Genomic DNA, 24699 nt, shown 5'->3' with positions numbered 1-24699 from the left:
TCTCCGGCTCTTATTTCCTGGCCTGGGCGGAAGCGAGGTTCTGGTGGATCTTCGCGAGCATCCGCCGGGCCAGGACGATCTCCTTCTCAGGAATGCCCTCCAAGGCCAGCTCATCGAGTTCCTTCAGCATCTTCAGGATCGCTCCGAGGTGCTGGATCATGGGGGCGCACCTTACTCGCCGCGACTGGCGGTTTTCGGGAGTCGTGGGCGGCTCGATGATCCCCGTCTCCTCCAATTTCCGCAGCGCGACAGACAGGGTGGCGGGATCGAGCCCCACCCGGGTGGCCAATTCCCGTCGGGTGATGCCTTCCTCCCGGCCCAGAAGGGGAAGGAAAAGCCCCCCAGCTCGCGCGAGATCTGGGGTCCACGGGACGCATGCCACCAGGGTCCCCTCCGGGCGCAGGATCGGTCAAGGCATCACGCGCCGGGAGGAACTTCCGACCGCTCATTTCCGCGTGGGCGCTTCCGGGAAATCGAGGCCTCCGTTGTCCGCGAGGCGAACCGGACCGGGTGCGCATGTCTGTTAACTTGCTATCCGCAAAGTATGAAATGATCTATTCATTAATTGAATTTAGAAGCTACCCCTATGCGTGGTTCAACAGTTTTTTCGGCGGGCTGATTTCGAATATGACCTTTTCCCCAGCGAGGAACAGTATGCGTCGTGGCCTCATTTTCACCCTGGCTTGTTTCATCCCCATTACTGCCACGGCGGGATGGGACCCCGTTCCTGCTGAGGTGTGGAGGATGAAGGAAGATCCTGCGAAGGGAATCAGAGGAGGGGTGATCCTTTCTCAAACCATCCGCTTCGAAAATAAATTTGTGGATTACATCTATCGCATTCGGATTCTGAGCGAGGTAGGAAAAGCTGCGGTGTCCTTTCCGACCTTCCCAAAGGAAGCCTACAATTTTGAGAGCCGGGTGGTGACGCAGGATGGCCGTATTGTGACATTCAATCAGCGCAAAGACTTTGCCGAACGGAGCGTGAAGTCAGCTCGTTTTGGCGTAAGCGAGAAGGTCGTTATTCCTGCAGGACTCACCTCTGATTGTGTGTTGGACCTGAGCTGGCGTCTCTCCTCAGACAAATCCATGGGGGGCCACTCCCCGCTGCCAGCCAGCTCGCCAAACTCGTTACACATTCAATTCGCGAACGTCTTTGCTATCAAACAGCTCATTGTCGAATTACCCCTTCAATTCCCTTTCCCGAGTTTGGTGTCCCCTTCTCAGACGCACAAGCCTGAGCAGAGCACCTCGGGGAACAAGAAAGTTTTCATATTCCGGGATATACCACCATTTCCAGATGTGCCGTACGCACTTCATTCCACCCGGCAAGCACCCTTTTTCGACTCTTTCTTCCTGCCTCCCGATCTCGCGCCCATGCTCCGTGAGGGCGCCGATGCCTTCTGGGCACGTGCAGCTGAAAGCTATTACAAGGATTTTTTCGAACGGGAAGTGAGTCGGAGAGGGGCCTACAAGGAATTGTCAAACCAGATTCTAGGGGAGGTTCCCGCAGGAGCTGGACCCGAAGTCGTATTGGCTTGCCTCATGCGGGGGCTTGATGCTCGCATCACGAACCTGGATTGGCTGACAGAAGCGGCACGCGCGGACAAGGCCACCCAGATTAATCGCTACTGGAGTGATTCCGACCTGAACAAGGCAGCTGGGCATGGCATCGCTACTTCTGCGGGCATGGCGGTGTTCCTTGTGAACCTCTTGAAGGATGCTGGTCTTAATCCTCAGATCGCCCTGGTCATGGATCGGGACAGCGGCATGTTTGCATACAACCTAATGAACCCATTCCAATTCACGAGCTATCTGGTTGGGGTGAAAACGCCAGGTGGCATGGTCTGGGCTGAGCCAGGTCGTAGGTACTTCCCGGTCGGGATCCTGCACCCGGACTATCAAGGCACACCCTGCATGCAGATCGACGCGAAGACGTGGGTCGCCTCTAGGCTGGTTCTAAGCGCACAGCCATCGACCACGAATCAGTCGAACTATGTCGTGACGATCACGCCGGAAGAGGAAGCGGATGCCTTTTCAGTGAAGGCCACTTTTACAGGCTACTCAGAGTGGCATCAGCGTGCCCGTTTCATGAAGGAAGCTCAGGATAGCCAGGACAAGCATCTGAAAGAATTATTAGAAGAACCGCGGTCTGGCGTCGTCGTAAAAAAGACCCGTGTAGCCAATGCCCAGGATCCCCGGCAGCCCTTCCAGTGGGACGCCGAAGGCTTTGTGACTCGCGAGGAAGGACGCCGCCGAATGGTCTACCCTTTTCCTGGTACCGAATGGGCCATGTGGATTCCGGATGAGTTTCCAAAAGATCGCAAGGAGCCGGTTGTGATTCCTTACAGGAAGGTTTTTAATGCAGCCAGCACCATCCATCTTCCTGAAGGTTACTCTTTTGGAGGTATTGCGCCCTTCCATAAGCGGAATGCCATCGGGAGCGTTGCCTGGACCGCGGAATCCCAGGCGGACCGCTCTATCAAAGTGTCCTTGAAGGTGGATGTCACAGGCTTTTTCTTTGATGCAGGGGCATATGGGGAGCTCAAGGATTTCCTCGGCTGGGTGAAGGATGCGCAGTCGCGCGCACTGGTTCTGACACGCTGATCACGACCCCCGGGCCCTCTCGAAAGGTCACGCCATGTACTGCCGTCTTGTGTTGCGGGCCATTGTCCTGGCTGGAATCGCCACTATCCATCTTGGAATGGCTCAGGATCTTTCCAAACTTCCGGATTGGGCCAAACCCCATGCCCAGGCGGTAGCCACGAGCCCTGCGCCATCAGGTGACTACGATGCCTGGGTGATCCTGCAGCGTACGGAGGTTGCCTACGCCGGTTCTAACGAGATCCTCACTCGCAAATTGAGGCTGGTCAAAGTTCTCACCGAGAGGGGAACCTCCGAAGGCCTATTTGTGATCCGGGGGCTTGGTGGAAAAGCCAGCAAGGTGAAAAAGCTGAAAGGCTGGAACCTGCGTCCCGATGGCGAACTTGTCCGGTTGGCCAGCGAGAAGGTCGTGGCGATAGAGGGGGGTGAATCAGATTCCATTAATACCAATGTGATCACAGGTGCGGTTCTCGAAAGAGTGGTCAAGGGTTCCTGGGTGGCCTTCGAGAGTTTGGAATTTGAAAGATCTCCAGCTGGTCCCTTTACTGCGATGGGACCAATGGAAAACCTTCCAGTGAGGCGGTGGGAGCTGGCCATTTCAAAAAATGGGGGATTCTTTACCAGCCTTGAAAAAGTAGAAGCGATTTTGGACCTGGTGAATTTTGGTGGATTGGTTCCGCAACCTGAACACCTTCCTGGTCAAGCCATTGCCCTTTCCAATGTTCCAGCGCTTTCGGTCAATGAGGGCGGCACTCCTTACCGGGAGGGCTTCATCCCTGAAGTGAGGGTGCGTTTCCTTGACCCGGGCCTGAAAGGGGCTCCGGACTGGTCAAACTGGAATAGTCCTGCCATCTGGATCGCTGGCGAGTATCAATCCAAGGCCAAGCGCACCGGTTTAGCGACGCCACCCGGGAAAGAACTATTAGGCCTTCAGGCACTCTGGGCCTGGATGGGAAGGGAACTTACTTACAAACAGGTCTACCTGAGTCCCGAACGTGGGTGGGTGCCTGAGGATGCATCCGAAGTAGGGCGCAAACGCTACGGCGATTGCAAGGACCTCTCCTGCTTCTTCATCGCCGAGCTGGAGGCGAGAGGCTACAAGGCCTCGCCTGTGCTGGCCAGGATCAAGGACGGGCCTGCGCTACCTGAACAGCCTCCTTTCGCCGTATTCAACCACCTGATCACCGCCATCCCCTTACAGAAATCTCTCGGCCTTCCGGCAGAAGTTGACACACCCAGGGGGCGTTTCCTCCTTGCTGATTCCACGGACCCCTTCACCCCCTTCGGCTGGCTTGGGGAGGCCCACCGGGGGCGGTCAGTGCTCATTTGTCTTCCCGATGGGGGCACATGGGTATCGATCCCAGATGCAGCGATCCAGAAAGCCATCATGGCCGTTGACCTCAAGGCCGAGCTGCGACAGAACGGCCAACTTGACGGACACCTGACGTTCACTGAGACTGGCCAGGCATGGGGTCTGAGGACGGTTGGGCGAGCTGGTGGGAAGCCTGAAATCCGGGAATTCCTCCTAAATCGGCATCTAAGCCTGCCGCCCAATGGGAAGCTGGAGATAATTTCCTACTCAGATCCTCTTGAACTGGATCGACCCTTCAAGGTTGAAGCAGACCTCATCCACCCAAAGGGTGGGCGGTATGGCGGGGGCGATTGCGAAATTTATTACGATGATTTGGGCCTGCACCTTGTCCCGCCCCAGATCCAACGGCCAGGCGAGCCTCGCCAGCTCCCCGTAGGTTCGAACAGGAGCGGCCAACTTGAATTCACCGCTCAGATTCGAGTAATAGGTGACATGAGCCCCATCCTCGAAGCGAGAGTGTTGGATACGCCTTTTCGGCATTGTCTTTGGGCCGCGGATGCCATGCCGGAGATGGGCCAGACCTTGATTTCCTTCAAGTTGAAACATGAACACCGACAGATCAATTTTCCTTATTTGGAGCGAGAGAAGGGTCTTCAGGCCTGGAAAAAGGATCGCGCTGCCATCAACCGGCTGCTGGAGGATGGATTTGCGTTCAAGGCCAAATAGCAGGTATCAGATTTCGCATCATTGATTCACTGATTCAGCAAACTGAATGATTCACATCGATCTCTGAATCAAAACTGAAAACAAGTGCGTTCTCTAATGTCCCATCCCTCCCCTTCATCCCATTTCCTTGGACATTCATAAATGAGGCCAAGACAAGCCGCGCCCTGGCCCTGCGCAGCCGGTTTTTGGCGGGCGGACTCTAAGCCCCCGGGGACCTTCAACAAGGAAGCCGCCGAGGGATTCGAATCGAAGCTGGTGCTGGTGCAGTGACCCCGTTGCCATGGGATAAAGCCGGTCCGCTGATATGCTGATGCATGACCAACCACGGCAAGAGCCGCTTCATTCCGAAAACCACACACCGCGCCGCTGATCGCCGTCCTGCCAGGTCCAAGGATCCCGCCCCGCCCAAACCCGGCGCGGCCATCCGCGACTTCGAGACCTTCGAAGCGACCTTCCTGGGCCAGCCCGAAGGGACCGGCGGCTTCCTGCGCCCCATGGGCCTGACCAAGGCCGCCAAGATGGACATCCTGGTGGACTGGCGGGAGACCCACGACGCCATCCACGGCGATCGCGTGCAGGCCGAGATCAGCGGGGAAACCTTTGAAGGCAGGGTCAAGGCCCGCATCCTGAAAATCCTTTCCCGCAGCACCGATCCGCTGCCCGCGCACTTGCAGAAACAGGATTGGGGCTGGCGCGCCATTCCCATCGAGCCCCGAATGTCCCAGATCATCGCGGTGCCAGAGACCGACCTGGCCCAGGACGGCGATTTCGTCAGTGTGCTGCTGGATCCTGATCTGGCGTCCAAACAGATCCGCGGCACCGTGGTGGCCCGCCTGGGCAAGTCCACGGATCTTAAAATCGAAAACAAGCTCACGGCCGCGCTGTTCAACCTGCGCACGGAATTCCCGCCTCAGGTGATGAACGAACTGGCGCCCTTCCCCACTGCGATTTCAACCAATTGGATCAAGGGCCGCGAGGATCTGCGCGACCTCGTCATCGTCACGGTGGATCCGCCCACGGCCAAGGATTTCGACGACGCCATCTCGCTGGAAGTGCTGCCCGACAACGAGGGTGGCGGCTGGATTCTGGGGGTCCATATCGCCGATGTGAGCCACTACGTGAAGGAAGGCGGACCGCTTGATACAGAGGCCAACCTTCGCGGCACCAGCGTCTATTTCCCGGATGAATGCATCCCGATGATCCCGGACCGCCTCAGCGGCGACCTGTGCTCGCTCCGCGAAGGCGTGGACCGCTTGACCATGACCGCGTGGCTGACCATCTCACCTGAGCTTGAGATCGTGGAGACGCGCTTCACGGAAAGTGTGATCCACTCGACCAAACGCCTGACCTACGACGAGGTAAAGGAAGCCAGCCTGGATCTGTCCCCGCGCAAGCGCGCTGAACTCGGCGAGGACGTCTGCGGGCTGCTGGACCAGTGTCTGGTGCTGTCAAGGCAGCTCACCACCAAGCGCCTGAGCCGCGGCGCGCTGGCGTTCGAAAGCGAGGAAACGGAATTCATCTTCGACGAAGAAGGCCGCCCCGTGGACGCGCGCAAGTACGCGCACCACGAAGCCCACACCATGATCGAGGAGTTCATGCTCTTCGCCAACGAGGCCGTGGCGCGCTTCTTCACGCGGAAAAAAATCCCGACGATCTACCGCATCCACGACGAGCCCGACCCGGTGAAGCTGGAGACCTTCGCCGAGATCGCCCGGACCTTCGACCTGTTGCGGGTCAACGAAGTGCCCACGCCGGAAGTGCTCAACGCGCTGCTGGACAAGATCCGAGGCGGCCCGCTGGAGGTCATGCTCAACACCATGCTGCTGCGGTCCCTCAAGCGCGCGGAATACAGCGCCGACAACATCGGGCATTCCGGGCTGGCCTTGCAGGACTACCTGCATTTCACCTCGCCCATCCGCCGCTATCCCGACCTCATCGTCCATCGCTATCTGCGCAAGGTCCTGCGGGGCGAAAGGCTGCCCGAGACCCTTCATGCCCAGATGGCGCTCATCGCGAAACAGGCCAGCGACGCCGAGCAGAAATCCACCGAAGCCGAGCGGGAAAATGATCGCTGGAAGACCTGTCTCTTGATGAAACCCAAGATCGGCCGCCGCTTCTCGGGCCGCATCCAGGGCTTCTCGCCCAAGGTGGCCTTCGTGCGGTTGGACTCGCCCTTCGTGGAAGTCGGCGTGCCCCTGGGAGCACTCGGAGGCAATTTCTTTCTGGACGAAAACCGCACCAAGGCCACGGGCATGAAGGGCCAGGTGGTGCTTTCCATCGGCGATGCCGTGAAGGTCGAGATCATCGGTGTGGACGAGGATCTCCGCCGGGTCAGCGCCTGGGTGGCCGAAGCCACCGCCAGCGACGCCAAAGGGAAGCCCTACACGTTCGTTCCCACGCTTGCTGGCCCCGCGACCCTGAGGGAATCGGATTTCGTGCCCGAGCGACGGGCGCCGAAACCCACCGCACGTGTGCGGAACGAAGCCAGGCCATCTTCCAGAGAAACGCCTCGACGTTCTTCGGAGCGGCCAACCCGAACCGAAAAACCAGCCCGGACAGGCCGCCCTCCGGCACGGGGACGGGATGACCGGCCCGCAGCGCGAAACACCGAGGCGCGGAGCCATGGTGATCGACCTGCTCCGACTTCCAGAATCAAGCCACCCAAAGGCACTGTGCGCGGCCCGAAGCCGGGGAAGAAGCGCGGATAGGAACGCAAGCCAACCTCCACCGGGAAAATTCGTTTGAGAGCCGTTTAGGGATTCAAAGTGGATAGGCACGACGGCACTACGCCGGGGAGGCCTCGCCTTCCACAGGCTGGAAGGTGGAGCCAGCGGTGCCGGTGTAGGCTAAGGGCGAAGGAGGGGGAATGCTGGGCGCTCTCGGCCACATGGTCAGATCCACGGCCTTGCCCGTGGAACTTTGGGAGGCCTTCGGAGCGGGTGTCTACCTGGTTTTCGGGACGATCAATCTGGCGCTATGGTTCCGCCGCCAGGATCGCATGGGCCACTTATGGCTGGCGGGCTCCAGCGCAGGCGCGCTCATGGTGGACATCACGGGCATGGTGGTCCGCCGCCTCGAACTTGCGGCACCACCTTGGATCGAGGCGCTGAACGGAATCGGGGTCGCGGTGGCCACGGTGTGTCTGTTCGAGCTGGTCTGCTCGCTCGGCCACAAACAGGCGGGCCGGGTCGCCAGAATTCTCCAAACCTTTGTATTGATACTGGCTCCCATCCCTGGACTTCTGCTTCCCCGGCTCCTACCTATCCTCCTCCTGGGCTGCTTCGTCCTCCTCGGCTGGGCCATGGCGCGAGCCATCCGTGCGGCCAGGGAAGGCGGCAGCGATCCGAGACTGGTGGCGAAAGGCTTCCTGGTCCTTACCGCGTGCCTCATCCTCGACCTCCTGAAGGAGTTTCGCCTCGCCCCAATCCCCAACGGGCTTCCCTTCGTGGGGTTCATGGTCCTGTTCCTGGCGTCCACCCGCTCCCTCATCAACCGTTTCGAGCGTGAAGAAGAGGCCTCCCGAACCGATTCGCTAACGGGATTGCCGAACCGACGGGGTTTCCTCGAAGCCACCGACGGCGCGCTCGCACGGAGCCGCCGATCGGGGAAACCCGTCTCCATCGTGCTGTCGGACCTGGACCACTTCAAGCGCGTCAACGACTCCCTGGGGCACGCGGCGGGCGACGCCGTGCTGAAGGCCGTGGCGGGTGCCATCCGTTCCCCCCTGCGAAGCCAGGATGTGGCCGCCCGATGGGGGGGAGAGGAATTCATCCTCCTGCTGCCGGACACGGGGAAAGAAGGGGCGGTGCATGCGGCCGAGTCCACGCGCACGGCGATCTCTGAGCTTGTCATCGACCTCGATGGCTCACGGATCCAAGTGACCCTGTCCCTGGGGGTGGCCGAGCACCTGACCGACCGAAGCATTGAAGAGACCATCGCCCAAGCCGACGCGGCGCTTTATAAGGCCAAGGAGGAGGGGCGCAATCGGGTCGCGGCCTGATGAATTCCCTGCGGAGAAAAAAGGGGGGGAAACCGTCTGATCCGTTGATTAAATCGTGCATGAAAGCATTCTGCCTGCATGATTTTGAGGCAACCCTAAACTGAATCTTGGACGTTTCCTTGCCCACCATCCGTGTCCGCAAGGTCCCCGAGCTGGTCGTGCTGGGCGTCAAACCGCTTGCCCACGCCCATCGGCGTTCCATGGAAGCGGAAATCCTGGAGCGCGCCGTGAGCGGAGACCGCCAGCCCCAGCCCGCCACATGAACTTTGATCTGGTGAAAGCCGTGGGTTTGGGGCGCCGGTGTGCTCGCGAAACTCATGCACGGGAAATACAACTATCCTGACCGCGCAGCAAAACTCGATGGGCCCATCGCTGACCTGCGAGCCTCCTATTCCGTGCTCCCCTTCGATGCGGGCGCGGTCGCCTGAAGCATCGGCTCAAGGCCACGATGATCCAGGATCGGGATCTGTTGATCGCAAGCACGGCGCTCGCGCATGGCCATGCCCTCGTCACCAACCACACCAAGCACTTTCATCGGATTGACGAATTGGTTCTGTTGGATTGGGCCGTTCCATCGTGAGTGACGGGTGTGCAGATCGCATGGAGGATTTAGGGTGCCGTTCTGAGGGTATATATCAGGCGGCGCAGGCTTCGCTGCAATTGAAGGTACAGGGGAATGGGCAGCGTGGAGCTGAACCGCGAGGGGGTCATCGAGTTGCAGAGGTGAGGAAGGCGATCAGGTGGTCCCGGGTCGTCTAGGTCAGTCCAGGATGTCCGCGCTGGGGGTTGCGCCGCCGGCCAGGTCGCCGAGCAGGAGTACGCTCCCGTCGGGAAGGAGAGCTGCACCGTGCCATTGGCGGGGCCGGCGCATCAGGGTCGGCAGGCTCCAGGCGGGTTGCCCGGTCGTCCAGGTCTCCACGCTGGCGTGGTATCGGTAGTTGCCGGAGTTGCCTCCTGCGACCACGACCTCGGTGCCCCCGGAGATCAAGGTGGCGGTATGGAACGCGCGGGGTTCGTTCATGTCCGGGGCCGCGGAGAAGGTGCCCGTGGCGGGGTTGAAGATTTCACAGGTGCGGGTGACGCCGCCCGGAGTCGTGCCTCCGGTGATGAGGACCCGCCCGTCGTTGAGGAGCGTGGCGGTGTGATAGGCCCGTCCCTGGGCCATGGGGCCGGCGGTGTAGGTGAAGGTTCCCGCCATGGGATCGAAGATCTCGGCCGTGGCCTGTTCGGTCTGGCCGTCCCGGCCACCCACGATGAGCACACGCCCGTCGTTGAGGCGCGTGGCGGTATGCCAGACCCGCGCCACCTCCATGTTCTGGGCGAAGGGCGAGAAGGCATTGCCAGCGGGATCGAAGAGGTCCGCGGTAGCATTCACCGCCCCGTAGATGGGCATGTCGATGCCCCCAGTGAGCAACACCTTTCCGGCGTTGGGGCCCGTGGTGAGGCTGGTGGCCTGGTGGCCCATGCGGGGCACGCGGAGGGTTCCGGTCGCAGGGGTCACGGCCCCGGTTTGAAGGTTGACCACTTCGCCCGTATTGGACGCCTGGTCGTAGCGGATTTCGCCGCCGGCCACGAGCAACCGGTTGGCGTCCAGGGGGGTGAGGGTCGTGAACATGCGTCCTGCCGGCAGCGGGTTGGCCAGGCTGGAAAAGGTCCCCGCACCCGGCGCGTACACTTCCACCAGCTCGTTGTAGTACCACGTCGGTCCCCCTCCGCCTCCCGCGATGACCACGCGGTCGTCGGGCATCGTGGCCATGGCTGGGGCGATGCGCGTCCTTGCGGGAGATCCTACGGTGGAGAGGGCCCAGCCCGACCCGGGAGGCGCGGGATCAACGATCAGGGTCCTCTGGGCCGCCTTGGTGGGATCCGCCGCCGGCACCGCGCGGATTGTGGCGGTTCCGGGGGCGGTGGGAGCGTAGTAATCCTGGTACCAGCTCATATCCACGAGCTGGCCGCCGGCGCCGCCCGGGAGGATGCTCCAGGCGATGGTCCGGTCGATCCCTTCGGGTCCCAGGACCGGACCGAACATCGCGCCGTCCCCGACGTACAGATGGCCCTGGTCCGGAAACCCATAGAGGGCGAAGGTCACGTTGTTCACCACGTTGATGGTTGCGGTGGCCGTCTGAAGGGTGACAGTGTTCGTGACGGTCAGGGTCCAGGTCCCGAGGGTGGAACCCGCCACGAAGTGTCCGCTTGCCGGGTTGATCGTGCCTGCCGCCGCCGGCACCGACCAGGCCACGGTCGTCACCACGGTGTTGTCGTCGTAGGCGCTGAAATCCGCTGCGGCGCCGGGATAAATGTCGATGCCCGCCGGATAGATGCGGAATCCGCCGAGGGCGCTGACCGTGATGGTCGCGTCGGAACGCTTGGATGGATCGGCGTGGGCTGTGGCGCGGACATGGTAGGCGCCCACCGTGTTCGGGGCGGTGTAGAGGCCGGGCCCGGTGACTGACCCGCCCGCACTCTCCAGGACCTCCCAGATCACGGCCGTGTCGGCGCTACCCGTTACCACCGCGTTCAACTGGACGGTGCCCCCAAGCCCGATCTTTGGATTGGTGGGGCTGACGCTGATGGCGACGGGCTGGGGTGCGTAGGCGACGGTGGCGATAGCATTCTGGCCCGCCGTGACCGTCGCGGTCTGGGTCGCCGGGGAGGGCTGGTAGGTGAGGCTGGCAGAGGTGACATTGGACGCGGTGATGACGTAGGAGCCCGGCGTAAGGTTCGGCCAGGAGGCGGACGCGGTGGGATTCTGGCTGAACCCGCCGGGGCCCGAAAGGGCGATGGCGGCGCTCGCGCCACCCGGAAGTCCGGTGACGGTGAGCGCCAAGGATCCGGTGGTCGGAGGGGGCGGCGGCGTCCCGCTTCCCCCGCCCCCGCAGGCGGCCGACAGGAAGGCCAAACCCAACGCGGTCAAGAAGGACGAAAAGCCTCGCCGGATGCGCGACATGGATACCTCGTATATAGGAAATTCAAAGGCCCCATTTTAATGGCAGGGGTGGTTGGATCCTGGGGCTTGGGCTAGGGATAGGATTGAAAAGGGGGGTTGCATTGAGCAGATGTGGTGCCACGGTGTTGGCATGGAGAAGGTCTGCTCGTTGATACGCCCTGCGCTTGCCTGGGTCAAGGGAAAGCGCAGCCTACGCTTACCTTGATGATCAAAGTTGAATAGCGCTCTGGGTTTTCAGAGTTCTTCAAGCTTGCTAGGGCGGTTGAGGTTTGACTTCGACGCAGGCGAGAATCGCTGCGGTCGGAGGGCCCACGGGAATCCATCGCCGCGGGATGGTCTTGCACGTGGTTATCTGTTCGTAGGCGATGCTGTGGCCGCATGGATCGGCATCTTCTTCCGATGAAGCTTCGCCACGACCAACTTCCTCAATTTCACATTGGGCGCCAGCACGCCAAAATAGTGCACCAAGGCCCGAGGCGTTAGCATCACTACATGCCCCCTCCCCCAACCAAACCTTCCATCTGCCTCGGCGTGGATCCCGGTTCCATCGCCTGCGGATGGGCGGTGGTGTCGCGGCTGGGATCGCGCATGGAGCTGGTGGAGGCGGGCGTCATCCGGTCGAAGCGAGGCGCGGAGTTCTCCGAACGGATCCATGGCATCCATCTGAGCCTTTCAGAAGTCATCGCCGCGCATCATCCACACTTCATGGCGGTGGAATCGCCCTTCGTGGAGAAGAACAGCGCCACGGCCATCAAGCTGGGCCAGATCCGCGGCGGGATCCTGCTGACGGGCGCGCTGCACGGCCTGCCCGTCGGCGACTACAACCCCATGCAGGTGAAAAAAGCCGTGAGCGGCTACGGGTGGGCAGACAAGAACCAGGTCGGAAAAATGGTGATGACCATCCTGAACCTGAAAACGCCCCTGGCAGCGGACGCGGCCGATGCCGCCGCGGTGGCGATCGGGCACCTGCTGGCCACGCGGCGGAGTTGAATTGCGCCGGATCCCCCGCTACCTCTTCCTGATCGCCAAGCGCTACGGCCGCTGGGTGCTGCGGCAACGGCCGGACCGGGCGGATCTGCAGGCGGTGCTCGAACGCGCGGTGGCCACCTTGCCGATGCAGTCGGGGATCTTCACCAAGGAAGGGGCGCTGCGCACCGCGGAGATGAACCGCCAGCTGGCCTGGTGCATGGCCTTCATCGCCGGGGCGGTGAACGCTGGCGGCTATCTCGCGGTCAGCCATTACACCTCGCATATGACCGGCGTCGTGTCCTCCATGGCCGATAGCACCGCGGAAGGCGACGTGGTCACGGCGCTCACAGCCCTGGCCATGATGCTCTTCTTTCTCGGCGGAGCGTTCCTCTCGACGACGTTGCTGAGTTTCGGGAAGCGCCGGGAGCTGCCCAGCCGCTATGCCATCAGCCTCCTGGCCGAAGCCGCCCTGCTCCTGGTTTTCGGCTTCATGGGCGGCAGCCTCCAGGACCGCATCCGCTTCCACCTGCCGGAGACCGTCGCCATCCTCTGCTTCATCATGGGCATGCACAATTCGCTGACCACGAACATCAGCGGCGCGGCGGTGCGCACCACGCACCTCACGGGGACGGTGACCGACATCGGCATCGAATTGAGCAAGCTGGCCTACATCAACGTGGACAAGGATCCCCGCAAGGAGCGCATCGAAGCCAATCGCTCCAAGCTGCGGCTCTATGCGCTGATCCTCGTCTCCTTCTTCGTCGGGGGGATCCTGGGCGCGCTGGGGTTCCGCTACATCGGCTTCAAGGTGACGGTGCCGCTGGCGGCCTTCCTCGCCTTCCTGGCGGCGCGGCCGATCATCCTGCAGGTGCGTCTGGCGCTCCGCGCCCTGAAGCGGAATCTCGAAGACGCGAAGTAGCCCTCGGCCTGCGGCCGACACAAGGAAGGGCACCTTAGGGTGCCCTTTTTGGGGTCGCAGCTCTGCGGGTACCTAGCATATCCGCATGCTGGAGAGGCAGGCAGGGAATGGCCGCCCCGTGTTTAAGATCGCTTAGTTCTGCGATCTCAAGGCTCAAGATGAGCCTTCCAAGAAAGCGTTCAAGGGGAAATTTTGGGAGAAGTTTGGAGCAGTAAAAGTCTCAATTTCAGTGCATCTCCAACGGGTGCCGCACATGAATTTTTTTCACAAACGAAAGCCAGCGGAGGGCCGCCCCCGGCGTCTTTGCCCACGTGCAAAGGAAGCGCCGGATCCGCACCGGTCCAGCTCAGAACGCGATGGGGGATGAATGTCTGATGGACTTCTGCCAACAAGCCGACGGCTTGCTTCAGATCGCCTGCGATCACAATGTCCAGCGGGGCCTTGAGGGCCGAATCCAACGCATTGATCATGCCTGGAAAGGCTCGGGGCGCCCGCTGCATCCAGGGGGCGAAACACGCCAGAATCCCTTCTGCGGAAATGCGGAAATCGCGCCGTTCCAGATGGCGGGAAAGGCGGAACAGCGCCGTGGCCGCCAGGGTGTTGCCGCTGGGCAGCGCATTGTCGAAGCCGGGCTTCTGCCGGAATAAAAGATCGCTCCTGCCCGCCTCTGTGCTGAAGAATCCACCCTCCCCGGCGTCCTCGAACTTGCTGCGCATGGCCTCTGCGATCCGTTCCGCCAGCCGCAGCCAACGGGCGTCGAATCCCGCTTCATAGACATCCACCAGCCCATTCGCCACGGCCGCGTAGTCTTCCAGGAACCCTGGCGTGTGGGCGCGCCCCTGGCGATAGACGCGGAGCAGGGTTCCGCCCTGCCAAAGCTCGCGCTGGATGAATTCCGCGCAGGCCGCCGCCGCATCCAAATAGCGTTTGGAATCCAGGACCTGGGCTCCGCGCGCGAAGGCAGACAGCGCCAAGCCGTTCCAGGCCGCCAGCACCTTGTCATCCTTGCCGGGCCGGATGCGCGTGTCGCGGACCTCCCGGAGCCTTTCCCGAAGCGCGGCGAGATCTGCGACCTGGCCTTCCGGAACCTCTTCCTTGCGATCGAAGACGTGGAGCACCGAAGCGCCGCCCTCGAAATTCCCCCCGGCCGTGATGCCATAGGCCCCGCAGAACCGCGCCGATTCGCCGCCCAGGATGCTCTGCACCTCATCGGGCGTGAAGACATAGAATTTGCCTTCCTCCCCTTCGCTGTCCGCGTCTTCGGATGAATGGATGCCGCCGGACGCATCCCGCATGTCGCGCAGCAGATAGTCCAGGGTTTCCCCAGCGATGGCGGCGTACTTCCGGTCGCCCGTTTTCTGGAAGGCCGCCAGATAGCAGCAGGCAAGCTGGGCATTGTCGTAGAGCATCTTTTCGAAATGGGGCACCAGCCACTGCGGATCCACGCTGTAGCGGGAGAATCCGCCCCCCAGATGGTCGTACATGCCGCCTTCCCACATGGCATCGAGCGTCCTGATGGCCATGCGCTGATCAGCCTCCGACCCCCGCCGCAGGATCAGTTCGATGGCCATGTGGGGAGGAAATTTCGGCGCGCCGCCAAAACCGCCCCAGCGGGAATCGAAGCTGCCCCGGAGCTGCTGGAGCGCATTTTCGAACAGGCCTTCATCAGGCAATGTGTCCCCCGCCTTGAGATTCGCCTGGCGTTCCAGATCTTGGGTCAATTCCGCAGCCTGTTCGACCACCGCCGAGCGCCGCTCCACCCACAGCTCGGCGATCCGCTTCAATAAGGGGATGAACCCCGGCATTCCCCGCGCCGGTTGCGGTGGAAAGTAGGTGCCGCCATAGAAGGGCCGCAGATCAGGGGTCAGCCAAACGCTCATGGGCCAGCCGCCGTGGCCCGTCAGGGTCTGCACCGCGTCCATGTACAGGTCATCGAGATCCGGCCTTTCCTCCCGGTCCACCTTGATGGGAATGAATTGCTTGTTCAGGAGATTCGCCACTTCCGGATTCTCGAAGGACTCCCGTTCCATCACATGGCACCAATGGCAAGCGCTGTAGCCGATGGAAAGGAAGATCGGCTTGTCTTCATCCCGCGCCTGGACGAGCGCCTTCTCATCCCAAGGCTGCCAGGCCACGGGGTTATGGGCATGCTGAAGCAGGTAGGGACTAAGGCTTTCGGCGAGGCGATTGGTCATGAAGGCTCCGGATCTCCATTTCATCACGTGCTGGAGCTACGAGCTTCTCTCCCTGGATTCTTTTCAGGGGGGATCCAGAAGACCTCGCCGTAGAATGGAGGATTGGCCGCGACAGGCCCTGGATGTCCCATGTTTGATTCCCTCACCGAAAAATTGAGCAAGGCCATGAAGGCCCTCCGGGGCCAGTCCAAGCTCACGGAATCCAACATCGAGGAGGCCCTGCGGGAAGTCCGCATGGCGCTGCTGGAAGCCGATGTGCATGTGGCCGTGGCGCGCACTTTTCTCGCCCGTGTAAAAGAAAAAGCGCTTGGCGCCGAAGTGCTCCAGGGTCTGAATCCCGGCCAGGCATTCATTGACATCGTCCACAAAGAACTCGTGGAGATCATGGGCGGCCAAGCGGATGAAAAGCCGCTGAGTTTCGCCGCCCAACCGCCGACTGTGGTGATGATGGTGGGCCTTCAGGGCGCCGGAAAAACGACCACTTGCGGCAAGCTGGCCAAATTCCTGAAGAAAAATGGCAGTTCGCCCTTGCTTGTGCCGGCAGATGTCTACCGTCCTGCTGCCATCGAGCAGTTGCATGTGGTCGCCAAGGATGCAGGCATCCCGAGTTTCCACCACGAGAGCAAGAACCCCGTGGAGATCTGCGAAGCCGCCTTGAAGGAAGCCAAGCTCAAAGGCTGGGACGTGGTGATCCTGGACACCGCGGGCCGGCTGCACCTGGATGAAACCCTGATGGCGGAGCTCGCCCGCATCAAGGCCGCCTGCGGACCTTCCGAAATCCTGTTCGTGGCGGATGCCATGACGGGCCAGGATGCGGTGCGCTCCGCCGGATCCTTCCATGAACAGCTCGGCATCACCGGCGTCATCCTCACCAAGACCGACGGCGACACCCGCGGCGGCGCGGCGTTCAGCATCAAGCAGGCCACGGGCCAGCCCATCAAGTTCCTGGGATCGGGAGAAAAGCTCGATGACTTCGAGCGCTTCCACCCGGACCGCATGGCCCAGCGCATCCTCGGCATGGGCGATGTGCTCAGCCTCATCGAGCACGCCAAGGACAAGATCGACGAGAAGGATGCGGAGCGCCTGGCCAACCGCATGGCCAAGAACCAGTTCACGCTCGAAGACATGCGCCAGCAGTTCCAGCAGGTGTCGAAGCTGGGCAGCATGACCAAGATCATGGGGATGCTGCCGCTGCCCGGCGTCTCCAAAGAGCAGAAGGAACAGATGGCGAACCTGGCCACGGACAAGCGCATGAAGCACTTGACGGCGATCCTGGATTCCATGACGCCCAAGGAGCGCGCCAACCACAACCTGCTGGATGCCAAACGCAAACGCCGCGTGGCCGGCGGTTCGGGCCGTTCCGTCCAGGAAGTGAACCAGCTCATCAAGCAGTACCTGGAAATGAAGAAGATGATGACCCAGATGAACGACCCCAAATTCATGACCCGCATGCAGCGCATGGCGGGGGCCATGAAGGGCGGCGGGGCTGGATTGCCTTTCTGATCTGATGGACACCCCCGGCCCGGACCTCCATCAACCTGATGCCGGCCTAGCGGCCTTGCGGGCGGCCGCCGAACGCGATCCCGATGACTCCGGGACCGTGTTCCAACTGGCGCTGAAGTGCCGCGATGCGGGCCGCTCCCCGGAAGCCATCCGCTGGTTCCAGCGGCGCCTGGAGCAGGGCGGATGGGTCGAGGAGCTCTGGTATTCCATGTTGCAGATCTGCCTCTTGCACCAGTCTCTCGGGCAGATGAAGGAGGCCGATGAATGGGGGCGGAAAGCCTTCCAGTACCGTCCAGGACGCGCCGAGGCGGCCCTGGCCCTGAGCCGCATCGCGCTGGATGGGGGCCGTCATGCCATGGCCCTGCTCTACGCGAACATGGCGGCCCGCACGCCGCTTTCAAAGGATGTCCTGTTCGTCGATCCCGCAGCCTATGGACTCGATCCCTGGTTGGTCATCTCCATCGCCGCGTACTACGCCGGGCTTCCCGCGCTCGGGATCGAAGCCTGCGAGCAGGTGCTCGCGTCGCGGGAAGCGTCGTGGGAGGACAGAAACCAGACCCGGAACAATGCCTTCTTCTACCTGGAGCCATGTCCTGGAGAAAAAGTCCCGTTCGAATGGACCCCGCCGCCCATCGAAGGAAACCCCGCCCATAGCTACCGCCCCATGAATCCCTCCCTCTGGTTCGATGCAGAGACCGGAAGGCGCTATGGGTCCATCCGCCATGTGAACTTCGACACCGATGGGGGAAATTACACGTCGCTCGCGCCGGACCGGCAGGTCCGGACCCGGAATTTCTGGGTGGAATGGGATCCGGCCGGAAGGATCCTCCAATCCTTTGAAATCATCGATGAGCTGGATTGGGAACGGATCGAGTTTCCGGTCAAGGGGCTTGAAGACCTGCGCCTCTTCCACCACCGCGGCCGCTGGAAATTCACCTGCACCTCCTACGAAAAGACAGGACAGCCCCAGATGCTGTTCGGGCTCCTGGCCCCGGAGCCTGATCGGAGTTCCAGGCGCTGGAAGGTCGAAAGCCTCCGCCACATCCAGGGCGCGGAGGTCCGCCCCATCGAAAAGAATTGGCTCCCTTTCCTCGACAGCGCAGGGGAACTGAAAATCCTGTACCACTCGGATCCGACTCGCATCGGCCGCCTGGACGAAGCCGCTGGGGAGCTGGTCATCGAATCGGTCCTGTCCCCCGAATGGAACGGCGTGGATTTTCGCGGATCAGCGCCACCGATCCAGTTCCGGGGCGGGTACCTCTACCTGGTCCATGAGGTGGCCTTCGAGGAATGGCGCCGGTACACCCATCGGTTCGTCTGGATGGACAGCGGCTACAAGATCCAGCGGGTTTCCCGGCCCTTCTATTTCGACACGCAAGGGGTGGAATTCGCCATGGGGCTGGTCTGGGATGGAGGGCATCTCTGGATCGGCTATGGCTGGCAGGATAAGGAGGCCAGGCTCCGCCGCATGACCGAGGCGGAATTGGACCAGCTCTGGCGCTTCCCTGCATGCGCAAGCCAGCCAAGCACCCAGCCGGATCCCCGCTGACCGGAATTTCTCCTTGGGAAATCACCAATCCCGGGATAAACTGATCCGCTCAAGGAGTACCCATGCTTTCCATCCGTCTGGCCCGCAACGGCGCGAAGAAGCGCCCTTTCTACCACATCGTCGTTAGCGAGAACGATCGCATTCCCACAGGCCAGGCCATCGAGGTGCTGGGCTTCGTGAACCCCATCGCGGGCTCCGGCGAGACCGTCCGCATCGACGCCGATAAGGCCAAGGCCTGGATTGCCAAGGGCGCCAGCCCCTCCAAGACGGTTTCGGACCTCTTCAAGAAGCACGCGATTCTTTAGGTTTCCTGCCTTAGGAATTTGGAAAGCCGGGCCCGGCCGCATATGGTGCGACACCGGGTCCGGCTTTTACATTGGGGGTGCCATGACCGCTGATTTCGAAGCCTTTCTCAAAGATGTCCTGAGCCCCTTGCTGGACCACCCGGAAGCCCTGCGCATCGAGGTCCGGGAGGCGGGCAGGAAACGCGAAGTGCTGATCTTCGCCGAACAGGTGGACCGCGGGCGCATCATCGGCAAGAGCGGACGGATGATCTCCTCCCTTCGCACCCTGGTGCAGGCCGCGGGCGAGAAACATGGACTCCTCGTGAACCTGGAACTGTTTGACGAGGACGAAACAGACCGGCCACGGCGATCCCGCGCGGATCATCCAGGCCCAGCTGAACCTCCCGCGGAAGCCTGATGCTGCTGCTGGGCCACCTGGCGAAGGTGCAAGGGTTGAAGGGTGAATTCCTCTTCCATTCCCTCATGGATGAACCGGAACGCTTGCCCGGGGTGGATGGGCTTGTCCTGGCGCCTCCATCCATGGATCTGGATGCGGCCGACAACCCCGGACCACCGGCCAGGCCCGCCAGCGTCAGGCTGTTCCGTTGGCACCAGGACCGTCCCTGCGTCGCCTTCGAGGGCATTCCCGACCGCACGGCGGCGGAGCTTCTCAAGGGCTGGGCGCTCTGGATGCCCGAGGCCCTGGCCACCAAGTCCGAGGGAGAGAGCTTCCGCCACGAATGGATCGGCTGCGGCGTGTTCATCGGCGGGGAGAAAATCGGCGAGGTCCTTTACCTTGCGCCGACGCCCATGGGCTATGACATGGTGGCGCTGCGGGATCTGCGTCCAGGCCGCGCGGGCCTGCGCGAAGTCCCCTACATCAAGGCTTGGTGGAAGGTGGACCTGGAAAACCGGCGCCTGGATCTGGATGGACCGCCGGGAATCCTGGATCTGCAATAGCCTGTGACCCTGCTCACGGTTTAGCCTGCTTCCCTTGTAGGCACGGGCCAACCGGGTGAAGCTAGAGGGAATTCCAGATGGGAAAATCTGGAAAGGCTCAGGAGTTCCCATGGACACGCCGCAAATGGTCACCATCGATGGAAATGAAGCCGCCGCCTCAGTGGCACATCGGCTGAGCGAGGTCATCGCGATCTATCCCATCACCCCTTCCTCCACCATGGGGGAGCTGGCCGACGAGTGGTCGGCGGCCGGCAAACGGAACATCTGGGGCACCATCCCCCGGGTGGCGGAAATGCAGAGCGAGGCCGGCGCCGCGGGCGCCGTGCATGGCGCGCTGCAATTGGGATCCATGAGCACCACCTTCACGTCCTCCCAGGGATTGCTGTTGATGATCCCGAACCTGTTCAAGATCGCCGGGGAGCTGACGCCCTTCTGCATGCACGTGGCGGCCCGCACCATCGCCACCCACGCTCTTTCCATCTTCGGGGACCACGCCGATGTGATGGCCGCCCGCCAGACGGGTTTCGCCATGCTGTCCTCCTTCTCGGTCCAACAGGCCCACGACATGGCGCTGGTGGGCCACGCGGCGACGCTCCGCACCCGCGTGCCCTTCATGCACTTCTTCGACGGATTCCGCACCAGCCATGAAGTGGCCAAGATCGCGATGCTCAGCGACGACGATCTGCGCGCGATGATCCAGGACGAGTGGGTGGCCGAGCACCGGGCCCGGGCCCTGAGCCCCAACCATCCGGTCATCCGCGGCACCGCCGCGAACCCCGACACCTACTTCCAGGCCCGGGAAGCCTCGAATGGCTACTACGACTCGCTGCCCGACGCCGTGCAGCAGGAGATGGACAAGCTCGCGGCCCTCACCGGACGCGCCTACAAGCTCTTCGAATACGAAGGGCATCCCCAGGCCGAGCGCGTGATCGTGGTCATGGGTTCAGGGGCCGAGACCGTCCAGGAATACGTGGATTGGGCCATGGCCAGCGAGGAGCGGATCGGCGTGCTCAAGGTGCGGCTCTACCGGCCCTTCTCGGTGCGGCATTTCGTGGCGGCGCTGCCGGCTTCGGTGAAGTCCATCGCCATCCTGGACCGCTGCAAGGAACCCGGCGCCCCGGCGGAGCCGCTCTTCCTGGATGTGGCCGCCGCGCTCCGCGAGGCCCGCGAAGAAGGCTGGAGCCCCCTGCTGCAGGAGCCGCGCCTCATCGGCGGCCGCTACGGCCTGTCGAGCAAGGAATTCACCCCCGCCATGGCGAAGGCCGTGTTCGACGAGCTGGGCAAACCCAAGCCCCGCCGCGCCTTCACCGTGGGCATCAACGACGATGTCACGGGACTCAGCCTGAAGGTGGACGAAGGTTTCGACCTGGAACCCGCCAGCGTGACCCGCTGCCTCTTCTACGGCCTGGGCAGCGACGGCACCGTGGGCGCCAACAAGAACAGCATCAAGATCATCGCCGAGGAGACCCCGAACCACGGCCAGGGCTACTTCGTGTACGACTCCAAGAAGAGCGGCGCCATCACCATCAGCCACCTCCGCTTCGGTCCGAATCCCATCCGCAGCCACTACCTGGTGCGCACCGCGAACTTCATCGCCTGCCACCAGCCCCAGTTCGTGGACCGCTTCGAGATGCTGGCCGAAGCCGTGGATGGAGCCACCTTCCTGCTGAACAGCCCCACGGCACCCGAGGAGATTTTCGCCACCCTGCCCATCGAAATGCAGGAACAGCTCATCGCGAAGCGCATCAAGTTCTACACCATCGACGCTTACAAGGTCGCCAAGGAAAGCGGCATGGGCGGCCGCATCAACACCATCATGCAGACCTGCTTCTTCGCCATTTCCGGCGTGCTGCCCCAGGACGAAGCCATCGCCGCCATCAAGCATGCGATCGAGAAGACCTACGCCAAGAAGGGCGATGCGCTGGTCCAGCGCAATTTCGAGGCCGTGGACGCGGCCCTGGCGCACCTGCACGAAGTGGCGGTCCCCGCCAAGCCGAATTCGGACCGGCATCGCCCGCCCATGGTGCCTGATGCCGCGCCGGACTTCGTCAAGCAGGTGAGCGCGCTCATCCTGGAAGGATTGGGCGACAAGCTGCCGGTGAGCGCCTTCCCGCCGGACGGCACCTGGCCTACGGGCACGGCGAAATGGGAGAAGCGCAACATCGCCCAGGAAATTCCCGCGTGGGATTCCGGCATCTGCATCCAGTGCAACAAGTGCGCGCTGATCTGCCCCCACGCCGCCATCCGGGCCAAGGTCTTCGAGCCCGCCGCGCTGTCCGGCGCGCCTGATGGATTCGCTTCCATGGACTACAAAGGCCAGGAATTCAAAGGCCAGAAATACGTGATCCAGGTCGCGCCCGAGGATTGCACAGGCTGCACGCTCTGCGTGCAGATCTGCCCAGCAAAAGACAAGAGCAACCCCAAGCACAAGGCCATCGACATGGTGCCCCAGGCCCCCCTGCGGGAGCGGGAGGCCGCGAATTTCGCCTTCTTCCTGGATCTGCCCGAAGTGGACCGCGAAGCCGTGAAGCTGGACGTGAAGGGCACCCAATTCCTGGAGCCCCTGTTCGAATTCAGCGGCGCCTGCCAGGGCTGCGGCGAGACACCCTATATCAAGCTCCTGACCCAGCTCTACGGTGATCGCCTCCTCATCGCCAACGCCACGGGCTGTTCATCCATCTACGGCGGCAACCTGCCCACCACGCCCTACACCGTCAACAAGGCGGGACGCGGCCCGGCCTGGGCCAACAGCCTGTTCGAGGACAACGCCGAGTTCGGGTATGGCATGCGGCTGGCCGTGGAAAAGCAGGCCGAACAGGCGCGGGAACTGCTCATCCGCCAGGCTTCCCTGCTGCCCGAAGCCCTGGTCCATGGCCTCCTGGATACCATCCAGCCTGACCAGGCCGGCATCCGGATCCAGCGCGAACGCGTGGCCGAGCTGAAGACCAGGCTGGGATCCTCCAAGGATCCGGCAGCGATGCAATTGCTGGAACTGGCGGACCACTTCGTGAAGCAGAGCGTGTGGGTCATCGGCGGGGATGGCTGGGCCTACGACATCGGCTACGGCGGTCTGGACCATGTGCTGGCCTCGGGCCTGGACGTGAACATCCTGGTGCTGGACACCGAGGTCTACTCCAACACCGGCGGGCAGGCTTCCAAGTCCACGCCCATGGGCGCCGCGGCGAAATTCGCGGTGAGCGGCAAGACCACGCCCAAGAAGGATCTGGCGCTGTTGGCCATGAGCTACGGCCATGTCTACGTCGCCAAGGTGGCCATCGGAGCCAAGGACGCCCAGACCGTGCGGGCCATCCAGGAAGCCGAGTCCTTCCCGGGTCCGAGCCTCATCCTGGCCTACAGCCCCTGCATCGCCCATGGCTACGATCTGGCCATGAGCGGCGAGCAGTCCAAGATGGCGGTTGAAACCGGCTACTGGCCGCTGTTCCGCTACGATCCGCGGCGGCTGGACCAGGGCCTCAGCGCCCTGGCCCTGGATTCCAACGCGCCAAAGGGCGAGCTGAGCCGCTTCACCGGCAACGAGGCCCGGTTCCGCATCGTGGAAAAACAGCATCCCGAAGCCTTCAAGCAGATGATGGCCGATGCCACCGAGGAAAACGCGCGGCGCTACGCAGCCTATGAGAAGCTGTCCCGCCTGGAAACAGCGGCACCCTCGCTACCCACTCTCTAAGGGGACTGCCATGGATCTCTCCACAACCTACCTTGGCCTGACCCTGCCGCATCCCCTGATGGCCGGCGCTTCTCCGCTGGTGGATGACCTGGACGCCGTCCGGGAGCTGGAGGACGCGGGCACCGCGGCCATCGTGATGCACTCGCTGTTCGAGGAGCAGATCGAGCGCGAATACACCGGCACCATGCGGGATCTGCACCTGCATGCGAACGCCAATCCCGAAGGCCTCTCCTACCTTCCGGAGCCCCACGAATTCGCGCTGGGACCGAGCGCCTACCTGGAACAGATCCGCCGCATCAAGGAAGCCGTGGCGGTACCCGTCATCGCCTCCCTGAACGGCACGACAGCCACCGGATGGCTCGACGGTGCCAGGCTCATGGAACAGGCCGGGGCGGACGCCCTGGAATTGAATGTCTACGAGATCGCCACGGATCCCCAGCAGACCGCCGAAGCGCTGGAACAACGGATCGCCGACATGGTGGTGGCCGTGAAGTCCCGCGTGAAGATCCCAGTGGCCATCAAGCTTTCCCCCTTCATCAGCTCCCTTCCGAACTTCGCCCAGAAGCTCCAGGCCGCGGGGGCGGATGGGCTGGTGCTGTTCAACCGGATCCTTATGCCGGACTTCGATCTGGAGCAGTTGGAACTGGTGCCCAAGCTCCTGCTCTCCAGGCCCACCGAATTGCCGCTGAGGCTGAACGCCCTGGCGATCCTGCATGGGCAATTCAAGGGAAGCCTGGCCTGCAGCGGCGGCATCCATGACTCCCTGGACGCCGTGAAGGCCGTCTTCGCGGGAGCATCCTGCGTGCAGGTGGTTTCCACCCTGCTCCAGCATGGACCGTCCTATCTCCAGACCCTCCGCGAAGGCATGGAGGAATGGCTGGAGCAGCACGAGTACGAAAGCCTGCGCCAGGGCCTCGGCAGCATGAGCCTGGCCAAGGTCGCCAATCCCCACGCCTTCCATCGCGCCAGCTACATGCGGGTGCTGCAGGGCTGGCGGCCTGAAATTTATTAAAGTTCTTCCGATTGCCACCTAGCTGATTCAGCCACGA

The 24699-nt window shown here is 62.3% G+C and carries 17 protein-coding genes; 14 read left to right on the top strand and 3 right to left on the bottom strand.

The genetic code is table 11. From position 1 onward, the window contains the following. Positions 1-10: 10 nt before the first annotated feature. A complete protein-coding gene (locus IPQ13_06300) occupies positions 11-382 on the bottom strand; it encodes a winged helix-turn-helix transcriptional regulator (protein MBL0210511.1) in 372 nt (123 codons plus the stop codon). A gap of 134 nt (positions 383-516) precedes the next feature. Here IPQ13_06300 and IPQ13_06295 point away from each other — a divergent pair, with 134 nt between their 5' ends. The 5 genes from IPQ13_06295 (at position 517) to IPQ13_06275 (ending at position 8902) form a co-directional block, all read left to right on the top strand. Next, a complete protein-coding gene (locus tag IPQ13_06295) occupies positions 517-2604 on the top strand; it encodes a hypothetical protein (protein MBL0210510.1) in 2088 nt (695 codons plus the stop codon). A gap of 34 nt (positions 2605-2638) precedes the next feature. After that, positions 2639-4639, top strand: a complete 2001-nt coding sequence (locus IPQ13_06290; GenBank protein MBL0210509.1) for a hypothetical protein — start codon at positions 2639-2641, stop codon at positions 4637-4639. A 314-nt stretch (positions 4640-4953) separates the two neighbouring features. Then, complete coding sequence (locus tag IPQ13_06285) at positions 4954-7347, top strand: VacB/RNase II family 3'-5' exoribonuclease (protein MBL0210508.1); 2394 nt, start codon at positions 4954-4956, stop codon at positions 7345-7347. A 158-nt stretch (positions 7348-7505) separates the two neighbouring features. Continuing rightward, positions 7506-8639: a GGDEF domain-containing protein gene (locus tag IPQ13_06280; protein MBL0210507.1), complete on the top strand. Its 1134-nt coding sequence runs from the start codon at positions 7506-7508 to the stop codon at positions 8637-8639. A 119-nt stretch (positions 8640-8758) separates the two neighbouring features. Further along, entirely contained in the window at positions 8759-8902 is a 144-nt protein-coding gene (locus IPQ13_06275) for a hypothetical protein (GenBank protein ID MBL0210506.1), read from the top strand. 497 nt (positions 8903-9399) lie between these two features. Here the strand turns inward: IPQ13_06275 and IPQ13_06270 are convergent, their stop codons facing one another. Beyond that, positions 9400-11586 (bottom strand): hypothetical protein, encoded by a 2187-nt coding sequence (locus IPQ13_06270; GenBank protein MBL0210505.1) that lies wholly within the window; start codon positions 11584-11586, stop codon positions 9400-9402. Between the two features lie 492 nt (positions 11587-12078). Between IPQ13_06270 and ruvC the strand changes: the two genes are divergently transcribed. Further along, positions 12079-12576 (top strand): crossover junction endodeoxyribonuclease RuvC, encoded by a 498-nt coding sequence (gene ruvC / locus IPQ13_06265; GenBank protein ID MBL0210504.1) that lies wholly within the window; start codon positions 12079-12081, stop codon positions 12574-12576. 124 nt (positions 12577-12700) lie between these two features. Further along, entirely contained in the window at positions 12701-13474 is a 774-nt protein-coding gene (locus IPQ13_06260) for a DUF1275 domain-containing protein (protein MBL0210503.1), read from the top strand. A gap of 179 nt (positions 13475-13653) precedes the next feature. Here the strand turns inward: IPQ13_06260 and IPQ13_06255 are convergent, their stop codons facing one another. After that, complete coding sequence (locus IPQ13_06255) at positions 13654-15669, bottom strand: thioredoxin domain-containing protein (protein MBL0210502.1); 2016 nt, start codon at positions 15667-15669, stop codon at positions 13654-13656. A gap of 129 nt (positions 15670-15798) precedes the next feature. On the opposite strand from IPQ13_06255, the gene ffh reads away from it, so the two are divergent. The 7 genes from ffh (at position 15799) to IPQ13_06220 (ending at position 24662) form a co-directional block, all read left to right on the top strand. Beyond that, positions 15799-17172, top strand: coding sequence for a signal recognition particle protein (gene ffh / locus IPQ13_06250; GenBank protein ID MBL0210501.1), 1374 nt, complete (start codon positions 15799-15801; stop codon positions 17170-17172). Positions 17173-17176: 4 nt separating this feature from the next. Continuing rightward, the gene (locus IPQ13_06245) at positions 17177-18721 is read left to right on the top strand and encodes a hypothetical protein (protein MBL0210500.1); all 1545 of its coding nucleotides are present in this window, start codon (positions 17177-17179) and stop codon (positions 18719-18721) included. A gap of 62 nt (positions 18722-18783) precedes the next feature. Beyond that, positions 18784-19026, top strand: coding sequence for a 30S ribosomal protein S16 (gene rpsP, locus IPQ13_06240; protein ID MBL0210499.1), 243 nt, complete (start codon positions 18784-18786; stop codon positions 19024-19026). Between the two features lie 82 nt (positions 19027-19108). Continuing rightward, positions 19109-19423: a KH domain-containing protein gene (locus IPQ13_06235; GenBank protein MBL0210498.1), complete on the top strand. Its 315-nt coding sequence runs from the start codon at positions 19109-19111 to the stop codon at positions 19421-19423. Further along, complete coding sequence (locus IPQ13_06230) at positions 19423-19965, top strand: hypothetical protein (GenBank protein MBL0210497.1); 543 nt, start codon at positions 19423-19425, stop codon at positions 19963-19965. The genes IPQ13_06235 and IPQ13_06230 overlap by 1 nt, the downstream gene beginning before the upstream one ends. Positions 19966-20074: 109 nt before the next feature. Continuing rightward, complete coding sequence (gene nifJ / locus IPQ13_06225) at positions 20075-23650, top strand: pyruvate:ferredoxin (flavodoxin) oxidoreductase (GenBank protein MBL0210496.1); 3576 nt, start codon at positions 20075-20077, stop codon at positions 23648-23650. 10 nt (positions 23651-23660) lie between these two features. Next, entirely contained in the window at positions 23661-24662 is a 1002-nt protein-coding gene (locus IPQ13_06220; protein ID MBL0210495.1) for a dihydroorotate dehydrogenase-like protein, read from the top strand. Positions 24663-24699: the final 37 nt, after the last annotated feature.

The organism is Holophagaceae bacterium, from assembly GCA_016720465.1.
Taxonomy (GTDB): Bacteria; Acidobacteriota; Holophagae; order Holophagales; family Holophagaceae; genus JANXPB01.
The sequence above is the reverse complement of the archived record's forward strand: the minus strand, read 5'-3'. Positions and strand labels throughout refer to the sequence as shown.